At 38.3% G+C, this 16872-nt stretch carries 16 protein-coding genes; 13 read left to right on the top strand and 3 right to left on the bottom strand.

The annotated features are described in order from the left end of the window. Positions 1 to 139: 139 nt before the first annotated feature. Positions 140 to 1264 (bottom strand): replication initiator protein A, encoded by a 1125-nt coding sequence (locus P364_RS0129600; RefSeq protein WP_024633635.1) that lies wholly within the window; start codon positions 1262 to 1264, stop codon positions 140 to 142. Between the two features lie 489 nt (positions 1265 to 1753). Between P364_RS0129600 and P364_RS0129595 the strand changes: the two genes are divergently transcribed. The 10 genes from P364_RS0129595 to P364_RS0129545 all read left to right on the top strand — a co-directional run bounded on the left by P364_RS0129595 (position 1754) and on the right by P364_RS0129545 (position 11203). Continuing rightward, entirely contained in the window at positions 1754 to 2275 is a 522-nt protein-coding gene (locus tag P364_RS0129595; protein WP_024633634.1) for a DUF2321 domain-containing protein, read from the top strand. A 236-nt stretch (positions 2276 to 2511) separates the two neighbouring features. After that, positions 2512 to 3003 carry a hypothetical protein gene (locus P364_RS0129590; protein WP_024633633.1) on the top strand — a complete coding sequence of 164 codons (492 nt, stop codon included), beginning with the start codon at positions 2512 to 2514 and terminating at the stop codon, positions 3001 to 3003. Between the two features lie 336 nt (positions 3004 to 3339). Then, positions 3340 to 3540: a hypothetical protein gene (locus tag P364_RS37985; protein WP_024633631.1), complete on the top strand. Its 201-nt coding sequence runs from the start codon at positions 3340 to 3342 to the stop codon at positions 3538 to 3540. Positions 3541 to 4777: 1237 nt separating this feature from the next. After that, positions 4778 to 5632: a helix-turn-helix domain-containing protein gene (locus P364_RS0129575; protein WP_024633630.1), complete on the top strand. Its 855-nt coding sequence runs from the start codon at positions 4778 to 4780 to the stop codon at positions 5630 to 5632. A gap of 127 nt (positions 5633 to 5759) precedes the next feature. Further along, positions 5760 to 7097, top strand: coding sequence for a hypothetical protein (locus P364_RS0129570; protein ID WP_024633629.1), 1338 nt, complete (start codon positions 5760 to 5762; stop codon positions 7095 to 7097). A gap of 455 nt (positions 7098 to 7552) precedes the next feature. After that, complete coding sequence (locus P364_RS0129565; protein WP_024633628.1) at positions 7553 to 8170, top strand: hypothetical protein; 618 nt, start codon at positions 7553 to 7555, stop codon at positions 8168 to 8170. A 38-nt stretch (positions 8171 to 8208) separates the two neighbouring features. Continuing rightward, positions 8209 to 8949 (top strand): hypothetical protein, encoded by a 741-nt coding sequence (locus P364_RS0129560; protein ID WP_024633627.1) that lies wholly within the window; start codon positions 8209 to 8211, stop codon positions 8947 to 8949. A 378-nt stretch (positions 8950 to 9327) separates the two neighbouring features. Further along, complete coding sequence (locus P364_RS0129555; protein WP_024633626.1) at positions 9328 to 9942, top strand: SH3 domain-containing protein; 615 nt, start codon at positions 9328 to 9330, stop codon at positions 9940 to 9942. A gap of 37 nt (positions 9943 to 9979) precedes the next feature. Further along, on the top strand, positions 9980 to 10720 hold the full coding sequence (locus tag P364_RS0129550; RefSeq protein WP_024633625.1) for a hypothetical protein: 741 nt from the start codon (positions 9980 to 9982) through the stop codon (positions 10718 to 10720). Between the two features lie 243 nt (positions 10721 to 10963). Then, a complete protein-coding gene (locus tag P364_RS0129545; protein WP_024633624.1) occupies positions 10964 to 11203 on the top strand; it encodes a helix-turn-helix domain-containing protein in 240 nt (79 codons plus the stop codon). A 198-nt stretch (positions 11204 to 11401) separates the two neighbouring features. Here P364_RS0129545 and P364_RS38810 read toward each other — a convergent pair whose 3' ends face one another. Next, a complete protein-coding gene (locus P364_RS38810) occupies positions 11402 to 11926 on the bottom strand; it encodes a zinc-ribbon domain-containing protein (protein ID WP_024633623.1) in 525 nt (174 codons plus the stop codon). Positions 11927 to 12179: 253 nt separating this feature from the next. On the opposite strand from P364_RS38810, the gene P364_RS0129535 reads away from it, so the two are divergent. The 3 genes from P364_RS0129535 (at position 12180) to P364_RS0129530 (ending at position 15683) form a co-directional block, all read left to right on the top strand. Then, positions 12180 to 13070, top strand: coding sequence for a DUF6710 family protein (locus P364_RS0129535; protein ID WP_024633622.1), 891 nt, complete (start codon positions 12180 to 12182; stop codon positions 13068 to 13070). Positions 13071 to 13175: 105 nt separating this feature from the next. Then, the gene (locus tag P364_RS38805) at positions 13176 to 13388 is read left to right on the top strand and encodes a transposase-like zinc-binding domain-containing protein (RefSeq protein WP_435874268.1); all 213 of its coding nucleotides are present in this window, start codon (positions 13176 to 13178) and stop codon (positions 13386 to 13388) included. Between the two features lie 381 nt (positions 13389 to 13769). Then, positions 13770 to 15683, top strand: coding sequence for a C1 family peptidase (locus tag P364_RS0129530; protein ID WP_024633621.1), 1914 nt, complete (start codon positions 13770 to 13772; stop codon positions 15681 to 15683). Between the two features lie 109 nt (positions 15684 to 15792). Here P364_RS0129530 and P364_RS0129525 read toward each other — a convergent pair whose 3' ends face one another. Then, entirely contained in the window at positions 15793 to 16167 is a 375-nt protein-coding gene (locus tag P364_RS0129525) for a hypothetical protein (RefSeq protein ID WP_024633620.1), read from the bottom strand. Positions 16168 to 16872 lie beyond the last annotated feature (705 nt).

Here is a 16872-nt window from a genome sequence, read left to right as displayed (position 1 = left end):
CTATAGTTAATACGTTTTACTATGTTATTCGTTTCATATAGTTAGGAACATATACAGAGTTGTGGTAATTTAAAGTTTAACTTAGTCCATTATATTATCGGGGTTGAAAGGACATGAAAAGAAAACAACTTACGTTCTCTTATAGAGAGAATGTAAGTTGTTGGACGGTCTTAACACTATTTCCTGAAGTGAGTAGAAGTTTGGATGGTCGGATCTCCAGAAAAATAGATCCAGATTCGTCCTCATGTAATTTGTAACCATCGAGGAGGGAAATCTCCATCATATTCTCACACGCTTCCTCCACGATTTGTTTCTTCTTGGCTGGCCTATTTGCTTTAGACCCCATTAGGAGGGCAATCTCATCCAAAGGCCACCGTGTGATCCCCTGAGCCACTTGTGCAGGCAAAAAAAGATATAGGTTCTGCGCAGTGCCTGTCTTTAAATCTTCTAGAATGGCTAAACTCAAGTAAGCAATAGCACCTGATTGTAATGAACGGTAGACAGCATCAGAGAACATTATTTTGAATGTCTCGTTGCGGTCGCGCCGTCCAATTGCCTGTAAGATATTGATTCGGTCTAAAGAATCAATCAACCCTTTATCATGATAATAGGTGAATTCAAACTTGCTATCTTGAAGAACCTCAAGGGACTGCCAGATCTCTAAATACGTCTTTCCACCAGTATCACGATTCATGGCCTTAGCAAGAGAATAAATGGTGAATTCAAACTCTTTTTGTTTCCCACTTTCTTCCCAAAGTTTATGAATTCCAATTAACACCTTTGCGTCTTGGAGGGTCAGTTCCTTTTTAGCTGGATGATAAATCTTAGTTCTTCTGTTGTCGCGGACCAGTGTATCTCCAGTTTCTGAAGCGGGTGCTACCGTCCTAGATGTTGATATTGAACTGATCGCACTCTCTGAGAAGATATGTCCATAGGGATGAGAAGGCTTATTGTAATAGGTAGCTCGTCTGATTACCTGGGATTGTTCCCAAATCTTTTGTTTTATTTGATGTTTAAAGATTTCCTTGTTTATTTGGTCCTTTTCTTCATCCGTGAGTTGATGTTCCTGAACGAGTCGTTTGGCTAGTTGCAGTTCACCGGTTCCTTCGTTTTGTATATGTTTTAGAGCAACTTCCTTTGATTTCGTCTTCAATTGGTCAGCTGCCTTGATAATGAGTTCCTGGACTTTAGGATCTTCAGCAGGTAGATCTAGCGCTGTTATTTTACCAACCCATTGTTCAATATTAATTCTCCGAGGGGGCATTTGATAACAGCTCCTTTCTTATATACTCGTTAATGTCTGTGAATATAGAATACCATAGCTTTAAATATTGAGTATAAAATTGATCGAAATGTTCTTTCACCCCCGACCTTTTGTCCTTTCAACCCCGATAATACGTTCTTTCATCCCCGACGTTTTTATCTAAGATAAATGTATAGACTTAAGGGGAATAACCCCTGGCAATTATCTCTTCACAATTTTAGATAGATGTTAGAGGAGAGATGGGGCTCAACTCCCCAGGAAGAGAGGAAATGCCATAGTGGCCATGAATTCTGCGAATCAGCGTCCATAAAAGCTACTGGTCCAGTCATAGACAAGAGAAACAGACTAAGATTCAATTATAAAAACTATGGAGCAGCTTCCTGGCTTAGCTCAAAATCAGATCGCACTCAAGGGAATGGAGTGTAGACCATCTTGTCCCAAAGAGGTAGAATATTCCTGATGTTAACAGAAGCTTAAGGGGGATTCTATGTGGATTGGTTAGGGTATGGCTACGGTGGACAACAGAAGCAAAATTGGTATGATCAAGCACAAGTATGTAAAAATGGTCATTTAATTAACAGTGCTATGAAAAAATACCCTGATGATAATAAAAAGTTTTGCCCTGAATGTGGTAAAGAAACAATCTGTACTTGTGAAAAATGCGGTAATGCTATCCAAGGTGAATTACACGTCGAGGGGGTTGCTAACTTCGGTGGAAGTACCGTACCTAGTTTCTGTAAAGATTGTGGAGCAGCATTCCCCTGGACTAAGGCCAAGTTGGAAGCGGCTATCGAACTCCTCAAAGAAGATGAAGAATTAGTAGCTGAAGACATAGCGAAATTTGAAAATAATATTCAAGACGCTATGTCTGATGGACCTAGAACTCTTCTAGCTTCAACAAGAATAGGAAAGGTTTTGAATAAAACTACTAAGTTCATTGGAGATGGCGTAAGGGATATCCTTGTAGATGTTTTGAGTGAAGCAGCAAAAAAAACTATCTGGCCATCCTAGCACCTTAACCGGTGCTTTTCTTTTGCCTTCTATGACAGAATATGAGACATTTAAGCCTGTGTAATTGATTGCATCCGAATACAGGAATCATTCCATAGACGAGCGGAGAACAGCAACTGAGTGAGCGTATGAAAGCATACGATGGACACCCAAACGTTGAAATCAACTCAACTCAATTATTACAGAAGGACATGTACTGATTTATGTCGAATTGTGATATCTGAAAGAGGTGAAAAATGAATTCAATTCCAACCCCATTATTGTCTGCAGGAATCTCAGCTATAATAGCAGTTTTAACATTTCTTATTTTACATTTCTTTATAGAACCGTACAAAGAGAAGAAGAGACGCAAATTCGAAAGGCTACATAACTTATACAGTCCGTTATACGCTTTGATTCTTGCTAGAGCACATCTATATGATTCTTTTACAATCCCTAAAAAAAGTGTGGTTATGCTTGGAAGTATCAAAGATCATGAATTCTTAACAAAAGAATTTACTGACAAACTTATGTTTGATAATTCTGCATATGCTTCTACTGAACTATTGGATGCATGGGGTAAATATGTATCATCCATAGGAATTACCCCAAACGATGTTGTAGAGCGCTTCGTCAAAATAGCTGTTAAAGATTACAATGAATTGAAAAAGCAACTGCGTATGGAGTATGACAGGGAAGAATACGAAACCGGATTACCTAAGATTTTTAGACAAAGAACATCCAAGTAAAGATCTTGGGTGTTTTTTCTACATAAATTAAGGAGGTATAGATAATGACATCCCGTGCTACTCGATCAGATCAATGCAGCAGTATAACCCCCGGGTTGACCTACAGCCAGGCAATTCCCGAGTATGAAAAGCTGAAGTGTAGAATTGAGGAATTGGTTATGTCGAGTCGATCGTCTGGAATGAACGCACAGGGAACATGGTCGGTGGTCATCAACTATGTAAGATCCTGGTTTATGAGCAGGGCCATACCGGTCTGCAGGTTTCTTTTGTGGATCTAGACTATCAGCAGGAACGGCTCCTGAATATCGCTTTAAAAATAAAGTATCGAGAATTGGGATGACTGGGCAGGTCGCTGGACGAATTACAGGAGAGCTGGGCAGATTTGACTTTATCGGGCTTGGATCTGAAGAATTCGAGGATCTAATCGAAGAGTTTGGGAGTATTCCAGATCCCGAGATTGAGGATCTAGTGGTTGAGGATAACTTCGATGTTCAAGTGCTTTGGATAATACTCAGTTCCTTAGACGAAGAGGGGTAACATCTGACAGCTCCCCTTTTAACGTTGCAGTCAAAAGTGTTTCTGCACGATTGGCTGCCGATGGGCACAGTAGGATACAGAATGACGACATGCCTGCAGAGGAATTTGTGGGCTATTTAAATGCCCTTTTTGAACGTTATGCTAGTTTGATGGATCCAGCAGCAGGTAATTACGTTTACCATCCTTCGTCCTATCAGAGGGAATTCTAAGACGCAATGAATGCTGCAGGTATTGTTGTTCACAGCCAGTGAGTATGAGTTAAGAATTCAGCATCATTCGGCTGGTCGCAGTATCGTTGGCACATAAGCCTGTTTTCTATGCTCACTCGATGGCCCCTTCTTGGTACGGGGATCGTCGGCAAAGCACAGTTTGACGAGCTGGCTTACCAGTTAAAGAGGCAGAACCGTCCACGGTTTGGGAGGTGTAACCCGCGGAAATGTTGGTAAGCACGTTCATCCTATGCAGAAGCCGCTGGAACTATTACCATAACAATTACAGCAGCCGACCTGGGAATATCGTTGTGGATCTCTTCGGAGGTAGCGGGTCTAACCAGCAGCCTGGCATTCAGCCTGTTTTGGTAAGGCGAAAGCTATGGTCCGAATGATGAAGTATTGCGATTAGCCTACTTGGAGGTTACTTTCATACAGTGAAGACAATCAGTGAAACAGGGGGAAAAGGTGGAATAGCGTCCTTTCAACCCCGATAATATGGTAGGTTGTCCTTTCAACCCCGATATTTTAACGTTCTTTCAACCCCGATACTAAAAAAAATCTTTAAAAGTTAACTGTGTTTTTCAACCCCGTCATAACGTTCTTTCAACCCCGATAGGTTGTTCTTTCATCCCCGACTTTATGTCCTTTCAACCCCGATAATTCAAAAATGTCCTTTCAACCCCGATATCTTGACTCACTAATTAGCAAAAAATACAATGGCGATAAGGCAAATTAGTAGTTTATGCCACAAGGCAAAAAGTTATACCTAAAAAAAAGCTCCCTAAGGGAGCAGGCCTCATGGCCAATTAGAAAAAGCATTTGATTCACTCGCTATCTAGAGGTGCGAACTCTTGACAGCAGTTAAAAACGAAACCGCAGGTAACTGTTTCTGGAAAAAACAGATATCCTGGGGGCGTGTTAAAGTCGCTTAAATACAACATTAACATGCCGGTTCCCTTATTATACGGAAGAAAAGCTTCAAATTCAAGGGGATTGGCATGAACGAACTCTAAGGAGGACTATTCATGCTATCTAATTTTAATTCATCTGAACAGCAATTGATTAAGGGGTTACGAGGGATATTGGATAACTCTGATCTTAAAACATATGAAAAAATGATAATGATTGTGATAAAAGTCTATCAAGCTGAGCATGAGCATGTCTTCCCAGATTATGATACGATCGCAGCAGCTGGAGGGATGTCTAAACGCAAAGCCCAATACGTTGTTAAGGATCTGGTTAGTCGTAATTTAATTGAAAAAAAAGCTCGCTTTAAAGAGGTAGTAGGACACCCTGTCAAACAGACTTCTAATCAATATACCGAGACCAATACTTCTCAAGTAGCTTATGAATTCAAATCAAAAATACAGGAAGATGCACATCATGCACTTAATAATGCACAGCATGCATATGAAGCTGATTTTTCACATGCACAGCATGCACCCTATAAAGCAGGTTTTATTAATCAAGATTCTTTAGATCTTTATCCTTCAACAGATCTTGAAGAAGAAGAAGATACACCACCTATGCGCGAACACATGCCTGAAGTGGCACAATATGCACGATATGCAGACGTGGTAGAAAAAATGATAAAGTTTCAAGGAACAGGGGCAATCTGTTTCCATCAAGAGGAATTTTTATCATGCTGCAAATTGTTTAATCTTCCACCGCGATTGATCTCTGAACTATATCCATCTATCGAGAGTAGCATCCAAAAGTACCATTTTGATTCGATTTATAGAGCTTTAAAAAAGTTCGCGGAAGGTTTAATAAATAACAAGATTGATAATCCAATCGCCTGGTTTAAGTCTACCTTTAGCAATGAAGACTTGAAGGTGAGATCAGAAATAGAATTAAGGAAGATCGGACAAGTGTCTTAACCCTCCTATAGAACAAATCTAAGCTTACTTGATAGCTACGAAACTCATAATGTTGAAACTTTGTGAGTAGAATAAGGCAATGATGATATAATTTCAGTAGTTATCAATAATTTGGAGCTGAATAAGAGTGAATACTATCCTCAAAACGTTCTCTAAAAATGTTCACAAGATGATTTTTCATATTTCTCCAATTAGTAAGATAGGAGCTGAAGAATTGATAAACGGAGATAGTCAGGTACCAGAGAATGATTTTCATAACAAATTGGGTGACATCTACCCCTATTCCCTAATAAGATATCTTTCAGGAGTAGGAAATCTTATGACTGATTCGACATCTATCCCTGTTTCATGGGAGTTTTGTTTAGATATTACGGGGACTAGTCACTTTATTCTAAAATACCAGGGGATACACTATTATAAACCTGATGAACACAGTTTTTCAGGACGCTGTAATGAAATGGAAGGTTGGTCTGTTAATATTGAAAAATTGTGGATCGAATCCACTAATTCAAAGGGCCAGACAAATGTACTTTACTGTATATCACCAGAGTTTACTTTCGAAAAAAGAGGAGTAGAAGGTATTCACCCTTCTAAAGCAATAGCCTATATAACAAATTTCGAATTTTTGGGTCTTGAAAAAACGGAAACCAATGGTGGTTTTAATTTTGATAAGTTCTCGGTAGATCTGAAGCGATTAGCTTTAGAATTTAAATTGACGGAGAATTCTAATGAGATTAGGGAACTCATTGATACTAAGAGGATTAATCATGGTGTATTATCTTATATTACAGTAGTACCTCACGAATGCCACTCATTAGAGGAAGTTAAGAAGGAGATTAAATCTATTACTTCTTTCCTAAGTTCAGTAACCTTAACAACTAACTATCCACAAAAAATCGAATACTATGATGAGAATAATGAAATAGTAAGATTCGATGTTATGGAAACTACTAAATTAAGGTTTAATAATGAAGCTATTATTGATAACTTTTTAACAAGGAGAGGACTTAAGCATCTATTTGATTCTTCGTATCAGAAGTATAGAGAACTAGAAGACTCCTTAAAGTTAAATGAGTATACGAATAGAATCGTAGATATACAAAATCAAACATTCATTGATAACAAGCTGGCACAGTTAATTATGGCGTATGAATTCCTCATTTCAAACTATCTCGTCAGCCTTGGTTGTTTAAGTAGAGATGAATTAGAGCTAATGAACATTCAAAAGAAAATGACATCGATTAATAAGCAGCTTCGATTTATACCTAAAAATTTATTGACTGACGATCTGAGAAAGGTACGGAATCCATTGTTCCATACAGGCGCAATTCCATTTATGAATAGTAATGAACTCTACAACTTTTATACTGATTATAACGATTTGCTTATGAGAATCTACCTCAGGATCATTGGATATGATGGAGAATACATTTCAAGGAAAGATTACAAACCAGCACAAGTATAAAAAGTACAAAAATGAAGTGTAAAGCCACCTCTATCATTGTTCTATGTATTTGGCATTCATAAAAAGAGTATCATTTAACTAAATTTGTATCACATCACCTAAAGGAGCTTAGCTCCAATTTACATAGTAAGACATCAACTCAAGGATTAGAAGATTATTAAATCAATAATGTTGAAACCTAGCCGAGATCGAATACAAAAAAAGTCGCTATTTAAGCGACTTTTTTTGTATTTTTGAAAGAACTTTTATTAACACAAAAGTCAGATAAATATATATTTTATTTCATTCATAGGGTGAGGTAAGTAAATCAGTGGACAACATAATATGAACTATATTTCACGATTCAGTCACTTATTTTTTAATCCAATATTTATCAATTAGTTACAAATTGTAACAAATTATTGGTTGGATATGGTAGTATAGTTTTGTATAAAATCTGGAGGGGGTTAATATTTGTGGTAAAATGGACTAAGCTAAGCAGTAAGTATCTCGTCTTATTTGTATTTGCAATCGTATCATTCTATGTACCAACCGGTAAAATTGATGCTGCCCTAGCTTCATACCAAAAAAAGCAACCTGTTTATGACGTAAAGACAGCTGGATTGAACATACGTAGCGGAATGGGGACTTCCTATCCAATAATAGCTCAAGTGAGTCAAGGTACGGACTTAGTTGACTATTGTCCAGACGGCGTATGCTCCAACACTACTGCTGACAGCCAGGCGTGGAAACGTGTATATTATCCAAATGCAAGTATTGGATATTATGCTAACGCTGCTCTAGGTTACGCTGCATGGTACAACACAGTTGGCAATAGAACTTTCAATTATCATTATACTTATGTAGCAAAAACGAGCAGATGGACTCAAATGTTCTCAAGTGATTGTAGCAATATGAGTGGCGTCATGAAGGGTCTGAATGAAAATTACTACCTACAATCCTTTGACTCTGAATTGCATGCTTCCACATGTAACCCGAATGCTTGGCGAGTGCAAGATTTTCAGGCAGGTTCTAACTCAAGCGGATATTTTGATAGCGGATATGTAAATGGCTGGAACTTAAAAGCTGAATAAGACGTTATAAATGTATCGAAAAAAGGAGGAGTTTCCCTGTGAAGAAAAAGACATTGGCTTCATTACTTACATTACCGCTGGCGGCTGTCGCTGTAAGTGGCTATATGTACCTCAACCAACCAACGATAGTTAGTGCTCAGAGTGATGTTCTAAGTGCTGCCAATAAGGCAACACAAGGTAAGGTGGAATACATCAAAGAAACCATGGAAGACGGATCCTACATCATTCGCTACCGTGATCGTGAAAACCTCACTGAAATCACGGAGGAATACCGGGACAACCAACTTCATAATAAACTCGTCATTGAAGATGGCGGGAAGAAAATCACTTCATACGGACGGGATTTTGAAACAGGGAAGTTAGTGGGTAACACCTGGACTATGCCAGAGAATATCGCTGCAGAAAATGAAAAGTTACTGCAGATCTCATTGTTAGAAGAGGCGAAGAATGAACTGGAAAGTCAGGATTGGACGGTACTTGAGTCTAATGAAATGAAATCCTTGACTGCTTCAGACAAAAACGAGAAACAGGCTCTTGCTGAAGATGACCTTCATAAAGAGATAGTAACCATTGATTTGGATACCGGCTTACCTACTAAACGTGAGATTTTCACGAAAGATAAAGAGGGTAATATTATCGGAAGTTCAACTAAAACGGAGGAGTATAAATATCTGGACTCCATACCAATGAAGATTCAAAGCTTTGGTCCCGAAGAGTCGATTGAGATTACAGAAATTCCTGCTCCTGTTATAGAGGATAAGGTTCTGGAAGGTTCTTAAAATTTGATTCTGGATCTAATCATGAAAAAACAACAAACTCCACTTAGTAGTATCAACTGTAGAATCAAAGCTGTGAACTAAACTTAAATGTAAGCAAGGTTAAGGTCTAAAGGTCTACGAATAAAACTGTCTCACTTCAAAAGCCCTGTCACAGATAAATATCGTCTGTACGGGCTTTTTGTTTTGGGGTAGTGTCTTGCAATCGCCCATATGATTATGGGTCATATTCTGTGTTGTAATACGTAAAAAGGATGATGATAAAATTGGATATTATCATTATGAAACGATATATTATTTGATTATATTACAATTTGTAACATATTATTGGTTGGATATGGTAATATGTTTTTGTACATAATATGGAGGGAGTTGATATTTGTGGTAAAATTGATCAACCTAAGCAGTAAGTATCTCATCTTATTTGTATTTGCAATCGTATCATTCTATGTTCCAACAGGTACAATTGATGCCCTTAACTCGTATGACAAGAAGACCAACGTATACGATGTAAAAACATCCGGTCTGAACATTCGCAGTGGCGCAGGCACGTCATACCCTATTATTGGCCAAGTGAGTATGGGAACAGATCTCGTGGAGTACTGCCCGTCTGGAGCATGTGGGTTGACTACAGCAGACAGCTACACGTGGCAACGTACATATTATCCTAATTCCAGCATTGGATACTATGCTAACGCAGCTCTAGGCTATGCTGCTTGGTACAACACTACTGGTCCTACATCTTTCAATTATTATTATACTTCTGTTGCCAAAACAAGTAGATGGACTCAAATGTTTTCAAATGATTGTAGCAATATGAGTGGTGTCATGAAGGGGCTAAATGAAAATTATTACCTACAATCCTTTGACTCAGAATTGAAGGCATCTGCTTGCAACCCGAATGCTTGGAGAGTACAAGACTTTCAAGCCGGTTCAAACTCATCAGGAACTTTTGACAATGGATTTGTAAATGGCTGGAACTTAAAAGCAGAATAAAGCGTTATAATTGTAGCGAAAAAAGGAGGAATCCCCTGTGAAGAAAAAGACAATGGCTTCTTTGCTAACATTACCACTGGCAGCTGTCGCTGTAAGTGGCTATATGTACCTCAATCAACCAACGATAGTTAGTGCTCAGAGTGATGTTCTAAGTGCTGCCAATAAGGCAACACAAGGCAAGGTGGAATACATCAAAGAAACCATGGAAGACGGGTCCTACATCATTCGCTACCGTGATCGTGAGAACCTCACTGAAATCACGGAGGAATACCGGGACAACCAACTTCATAATAAACTCGTCATTGAAGATGGCGGGAAGAAAATCACTTCATACGGACGGGATTTTGAAACAGGGAAGTTAGTGGGTAACACCTGGACTATGCCAGAGAACATCGCTGCAGAAAATGAAAAGTTACTGCAGATCTCTCTGTTAGAAGAGGCGAAGAATGAACTGGAAAGTCAGGATTGGACGGTACTTGAGTCTAATGAAATGAAATCCTTGACTTCTTCAGACAAAAACGAGCAACAGGCTCTTGCTGAAGATGACCTTCATAAAGAGATAGTAACCATTGATTTGGATACTGGATTACCTACTAAACGTGAAATTTTCACAAAAGATAAAGAGGGTAATATTATCGGAAGTTCAACTAAAACGGAGGAGTATAAATATCTGGACTCCATGCCAATGAAGATTCAAAGCTTTGGTCCCGAAGAGTCGATTGAGATTACAGAAATTCCTGCTCCTGTTATAGAGGATAAGGTTCTCGAAGGTTCTTAAGACTATACGATGGGCTCTGGCAACTCCTTGAAAACACGAATTAAACAAGAAGGACCACTTCGAAATTGAAGTGGTCCTTCTTGTTTGCACTTATAAAGCTGATTTACATAGTAAACATACGTGTAAATCAAAACATACAAAGTTGTATAATTTGATTTACACCCTGACTTTATAATGATATATTTCAACTAAATCGAATTAAAGTTATTTTAAGACATATGAACAAAGGAGATACGCGAATTTATGAATCAAATTAATAACCCAAACGCATTCCCTATTGGAGACAAGGTTATTGAACTAATGGTTGCAAAAGGTATGGATCTGGATGATCTCTCAAAGAAAACAGGAATAGCAAATGAAAGTCTAGCGTCTTTTTTCATGAGTAAAGAACCAGTAACCCAATATTTTGCTGATGAGTTAGCAAAAGTCTTTAAGCCACCGGCTGATTATTGGATTAACCTTGATAAGGCATATCGAAATTAACACAAAAGAGTAAACTTGGCGTGATTGTGAGATGGAGTGAACAGAGTGGGAGTAAGCATTAACAGTAGAGAGTAAGTAAACATTCGTATTAGCAAAAGAGAATTATCAAAGCGAGCTAACACAATCATGTGTAGCTCGCTTTTTCATTAGATGAAGTAAAAGGGAGTTAGAGTCCACGATAGGCACAATGTAATTGGGTCAACAGCAGAATTTTGATTTCAAAATGGTATATAACTTGATCTGGGATCGTTCTCCTAAGTTCCTAATAGAATCCAGTTTATTGTAGGTAAGTTGCAGGATTTGATCAACAGTATTTAAACCATACCGCTTTAGAGAAAGATAAATCCTCCTATCAAATTCATTATCCCCTTCATAAAGTGACTCAATGCTTATGTTAGCAGTAAAGTCCTGTGGCAGCCCTAGTACCTCAATGAGCTTCATATTAGGGTTATGTATCAGATCAGTAAAGGTGCCCGTTAATGGGTTTTTATCTAGTTCCTTATTAGCTTCTAGTATTTTCTTAGCTTCTCGCTTACATTGAATACAACCGTTATTTCGAACACGAATCCTGATGGGATCAAATTCCTCATGCCCAGAGGCACATTTCCACCAAACTCTTCGGTGTGAATCAGCTGTGACTTCTTCCGGAAGAAATTGATTGGTTTTAGATAAGTTCCATTCTTTAACTAAATGGATATGTGTATGCTGAAGGGAGTTAATCAACTTGTCGTTAAAAATAATAAATCACCTCACCCCATCTATAAGAGCCTTCAACCATTATAACCTTCTGCCCAATGGATTGGGAATTGGGGGCTTATATTAATCAGCGGTTTACTACGGAATCTTGTTGAATTAGAGCTTTTAAAGGGACGATATATGAGGTGCTTGTGGAGTAGTTTGTACTGACTGCATTTACTATAATTAAATTGTGTGTCAAAAGAAGAGTAGCTAATAAATAGATGAAGGAAGGAATGGCATGTTTAAACGAAAAAGAGAAGATACTAGGAAACTAGAACAGGAACTTCAGCAAAGAGAAGAAGCAAGTAAATTAAAGCAAGAAAATAAGCAAAGAGAAGAGTTTGAAAATATACTATCCCTGGCTAGAGAAATACTAAACACACCTACTGATTACAAATATGGAGATACTCATCCAATCTATATTTTAATTAAAGGTTTAGTAAATCAAGAGTTTTATAAAAACGTTTATCGCTCCGTCTCTACTCATGATGATGCTAAGGTATTTACAGTTGGTATTAACAAAATTCTTCCCAATCCTGGATCGAGAAGTAAACGAACGCACTATATTTCAGTTGATGAGGGAGAGAAGTACTTGTACAAGACATCACTTTCTCATTCTGTCAGTTTTCATACAATGCTTGAGAGGTCTCGAGTCTCTGGACAACGCATTTCTGAAATTATTCAAACCTCTGGAAAAGAAGTTCTTATTAATTTAGGAGAGGACCCAGTCTTAACTCGTCCGTGGCATATAGACAGGCTGTTGAGAGCATTTCTCTGTATTGGCGAAAACAAAGAGTATGGTGATTGGACACAGGACGATAATCATCGATTAGAGCTTTGGTTACCATTTGGAGTAACATTCGTGAATAGTGGAAACCATTCTATCACTACTGGTATTTTGAATAATGAAGGCCAAATAAAGTTAGATTTAGATGAAATATATAGAATGGAAAATGAAGTGTTTCACAATATCAGTTGTGATGGCGTAAATTATACTAGAGTAGTTGATAACAGTCATCTTGCGCCTGTAACCAATCTAGCTTTAGCTGCTGTATTTGAGATTGGTAAGTTAATCAACAAAAATGAATATCAGAGAAAGATCAGATTTAAAGGGATAGATGTAAATTAAATTATAGATAAATCTTAGGATGGTCATTTACCTGGAGAGATGCAGGAAGGTAACACAACCGAAGACGAATGACTAGAATTTTAAGAACGGAGGTAAGAATTTGAAATGGGATGGACTGAGTACATAAGGGTTTCGAGGTGCCCACACTGTGGATCTACCCACACCAATAAATACGGAGTAAATTCTGTATCTGGGACGCCAAGGTTCAGATGTATAGGATGCGGTAAAACGTTTAGCTCTCGTACTGCACAATTGTTGCTTAATAAGAGGTTGAAAGAAAAATCAGCTGAGAGGAAACGTAGACCCGGAGAAAGTTAAGTAGTCTGGATAAATATATAGAAACATTTATCAACCAGAATCTTGCTCCGTTAGTACTAAGTAATTCTTAGTTGTAATGATCAAGCTAGATTGGACCTGAACTCTTTAATGAGAATGAGTGGGTTATGACAACACATAATGAACAAAAAATAGAGAACCCTACATTCTTCTGGGATTCTCTATTTTCTGTTCAACTTGTTGGGTCTGCTCTTTAAACGAGTGCATCGTAACTTAACAGGCTTTTAGCACTGCACTAACAGATAGTTGTCTAAATACGATCAAAGGGTAAGTGCAGTATAACCCCAGCTAAATGCTAATGAATAAATTTTATTCAAGTAACAGAAGCTTAGGCTTAGAAATTAAGCCTGTAGGAGGTCTGAAATGTCATTAGATGAATTTGGGTTTGGGGCTGTACCGTCCCCGCCGGATGAAAGAGACATTTTATTTTCTGCTATTATTCGGGAATTCCCTGCCGAGTTAAATTTGGCTACCATTCCTGAAAAATATGAGTCGCCTTATGGTACTCCGGTTAAAAGCCAGGGTAGTGAAGGAACCTGTGTTGGATTCGCCTGTGCTGTTGGTATGAAAGAGGCTCAAGAATCGAAGGAAGAAAATAAATACATTGAATTATCACCGCGATATCTGTATCAAAAATGCAAAGAGATTGATAACTTACCGCAAGAAGGGACTTACATTAGAACCGCAATGCAAGTTCTGACAGATCGTGGGGTATGCGAATGGCAATATTGGCCGTATATCGCGTATTCAGTTAATAATCCACACCCCAATGCTGATTCAAATGCTGCGGATAATAAAGTTTTATCATATGCTAAGCTTGATTCATTAGACGCAATGAAAAACAGTATATTTAACAACGGACCTTTTGTTATGGGAGTACCAGTCTATGACAATTGGACCGAAGCCAAGACAACTGGGATTATTCCTCTTCCAGGAGATTCGACGTACCGCAGTCATCATGCAATATGTATTGTTGGATATGATGATACCAATCAAAAGATGAAATTCAAAAATTCTTGGGGTGATTGGTGGGGAGATAAAGGTTTTGGTTACCTGAGCTACGAGTACATTAACCGTTATCTTAACCAAGAGAATGGAATTGAAGCTTGGTGTGCATTAGACTTCGTTATTCGCCTATTCTTCGTAAATGATTCAGAACTTTCTGGTTGGATAGGTAAATTTAGTGGCAGCGAAGACCAGTTGTTATTTTTTGATTCAAATAATGACTGGTGGCTTTGTTCAAAAACAGGAGACGGGAATGCAAAATGTAAGCCTATTGGAAATACAAATGGATTTGGTGGAGCACCACGAGGTTGTCCAACCTGGATAGGAAAATTTTCTAACAATGATAACGATGAGATCCTTTTTTACTTTCCAGGTGATGATAACTGGTGGCTCGGTTCTTACAATGGACCAGAATTAAAGTGGAATCTTGCCGGTAACACTGTTGGTTTTGGACATGGGATCAACGATGGGCGGCCGTTCTGGGTAGGGGATTTCAATGGTGACGGAAGAGAAGATATTCTGTTTTATTTCCCAGGTGACGATAATTGGTGGCTTGGAGCATTTGAAGGTACGGAGCTAAAATGGTATTTCGTCGGTAACACTGCTGGTTTTGGACACGGGATCAATGATGGTCGGCCGTTTTGGACGGGAAAGTTTTCTAATTCCACAATGGATGAGATTCTATTTTACTTCCCAGGTGATGATAACTGGTGGCTTGGCTCTTACAATGGATCGGAATTAAAGTGGAATCTTGCCGGTAACACTGTTGGTTTTGGACATGGGATCAACGATGGTCGACCGTTCTGGGTAGGGGATTTCAATGGTGATGGAAGAGAAGATATTCTGTTTTATTTCCCAGGTGACGATAATTGGTGGCTTGGGGTATTTGAAGGTACGGAGCTAAAATGGCATTTCGTCGGTAACACCGCTGGTTTTGGACATGGGATCAATGACGGTCGGCCGTTTTGGACGGGAAGGTTTTCTAATTCAACGATGGATGAGATCCTTTTTTACTTCCCAGGGGATGATAACTGGTGGCTTGGCTCTTATAATGGATCGGAATTAAAGTGGAATCTTGCCGGTAACACTGTTGGCTTTGGACATGGGATCAACGATGGTCGACCGTTCTGGGTAGGGGATTTCAATGGTGATGGAAGAGAAGATATTCTGTTTTATTTTCCGGGCGATAATAACTGGTGGATAGGAACTTTCACAGATAATAAACTTGTGTGGAAGATATATACCAGTAATTTAATGATATCTCGTCAATAAAAAAACGGTTGGTTAAAAAATGAGCAGCTGACGTAGTTACAGACTGCTCATTTTTTATTGAATGCGAGGTAGAGCAGGTTATCTTAATGCCGTTTCTTACTTTATATCTTTAAGGTTGTTCAATTCTATCTAAAAAGTAGTTTTGCACCCATCCCCATGTTTGATATTTATAACTATATACATATAAATAAGTCATGCCATCAGCAATTACACTCTCTGTGCCACCATATACAATATCACCGTATACATGAGAGCCAATATTTACTCCTGTTGGTGAAGGGGTTTTTCTGAAGTTAGAATAATCATTTACTTTATAATATGAAGACAAAGCCAAAGTAGAAATATCTGAATTGCTTAACTCATTAGCGATTGCTGGGGTGTATGACGGTAGAAATACTGTGTTTACATCTTCAGCTGCAAAGGCTCCTGAAACAGGGAGTATTGTAGTGGTAATAAGAGAAGCAGCGATAAATTTTTTTAACACGTAACCATCTCCTTAGTTTATTTTGTAAATAAGACTAATTTTTACATGTTAAAAGTATCATTTTATTCTATCAGACTCTATTACAATATTCATTGACAAATTCTAATCCTTGGTGGGAGTGACATAAAGTTACCTACCAGACTGGAGAATGACATAAAGTCCTACCAAAGTTCTCCGTTAGGTAACACTGTTGGCTTTGGACACGGAATCAATGACGGCCGGCCGTTTTGGGTAATGGATTTCAATGGTGATGGAAGAGAAGATATTCTGTTTTATTTTCCTGGTGATAATAACTGGTGGATAGGAACTTTCACTGATAGTAAACTTGTGTGGAAGATATATACCAGTAATTTAATGATATCTCGTCAATAAATGAAGAAACTTAGCCGAAAATTTAATATGCAATGAACGGATTGCAGTTTTTAGCACGCTGCTCTTTTTTCGTTGAATGCAGGTGTATAAAATCGTTATTTATTGGATACCATATGAGAAACGCTGTAAACAACATGGATAGGTAATTTGTGAAGGGTGGTAGTGACAGAAAGTTACCCACCAGACTGGGTCGAGGGACAAGAACATGTTCCCATTGAAGTCGCTATTTTAGCGGCTATTTTATTTTATCGGTACAAGTTCTTGTCCCGAGCCAAGGACAAGAACTTGTACCGATTGCCGAAATGGACAAGAACATAGTCCGATTGCCGATTA

It is taken from the genome of Paenibacillus sp. MAEPY2, assembly GCF_000499205.1.
GTDB lineage: Bacteria > Bacillota > Bacilli > Paenibacillales > Paenibacillaceae > Paenibacillus > Paenibacillus vandeheii.
This window is presented reverse-complemented; position numbering and strand designations above follow the sequence as displayed.

Bases quoted from the DNA above. Each gene is read 5' to 3' on its own strand.
- P364_RS0129600 (WP_024633635.1), bottom strand. From the start codon at position 1,264: ATGCCCCCTCGGAGAATTAATATTGAACAATGGGTTGGTAAAATAACA.
- P364_RS0129590 (WP_024633633.1), top strand. From the start codon at position 2,512: ATGAATTCAATTCCAACCCCATTATTGTCTGCAGGAATCTCAGCTATA.
- P364_RS37985 (WP_024633631.1), top strand. From the start codon at position 3,340: ATGACTGGGCAGGTCGCTGGACGAATTACAGGAGAGCTGGGCAGATTT.
- P364_RS0129575 (WP_024633630.1), top strand. From the start codon at position 4,778: ATGCTATCTAATTTTAATTCATCTGAACAGCAATTGATTAAGGGGTTA.
- P364_RS0129545 (WP_024633624.1), top strand. From the start codon at position 10,964: ATGAATCAAATTAATAACCCAAACGCATTCCCTATTGGAGACAAGGTT.
- P364_RS0129535 (WP_024633622.1), top strand. From the start codon at position 12,180: ATGTTTAAACGAAAAAGAGAAGATACTAGGAAACTAGAACAGGAACTT.
- P364_RS38805 (WP_435874268.1), top strand. From the start codon at position 13,176: ATGGGATGGACTGAGTACATAAGGGTTTCGAGGTGCCCACACTGTGGA.
- P364_RS0129530 (WP_024633621.1), top strand. From the start codon at position 13,770: ATGTCATTAGATGAATTTGGGTTTGGGGCTGTACCGTCCCCGCCGGAT.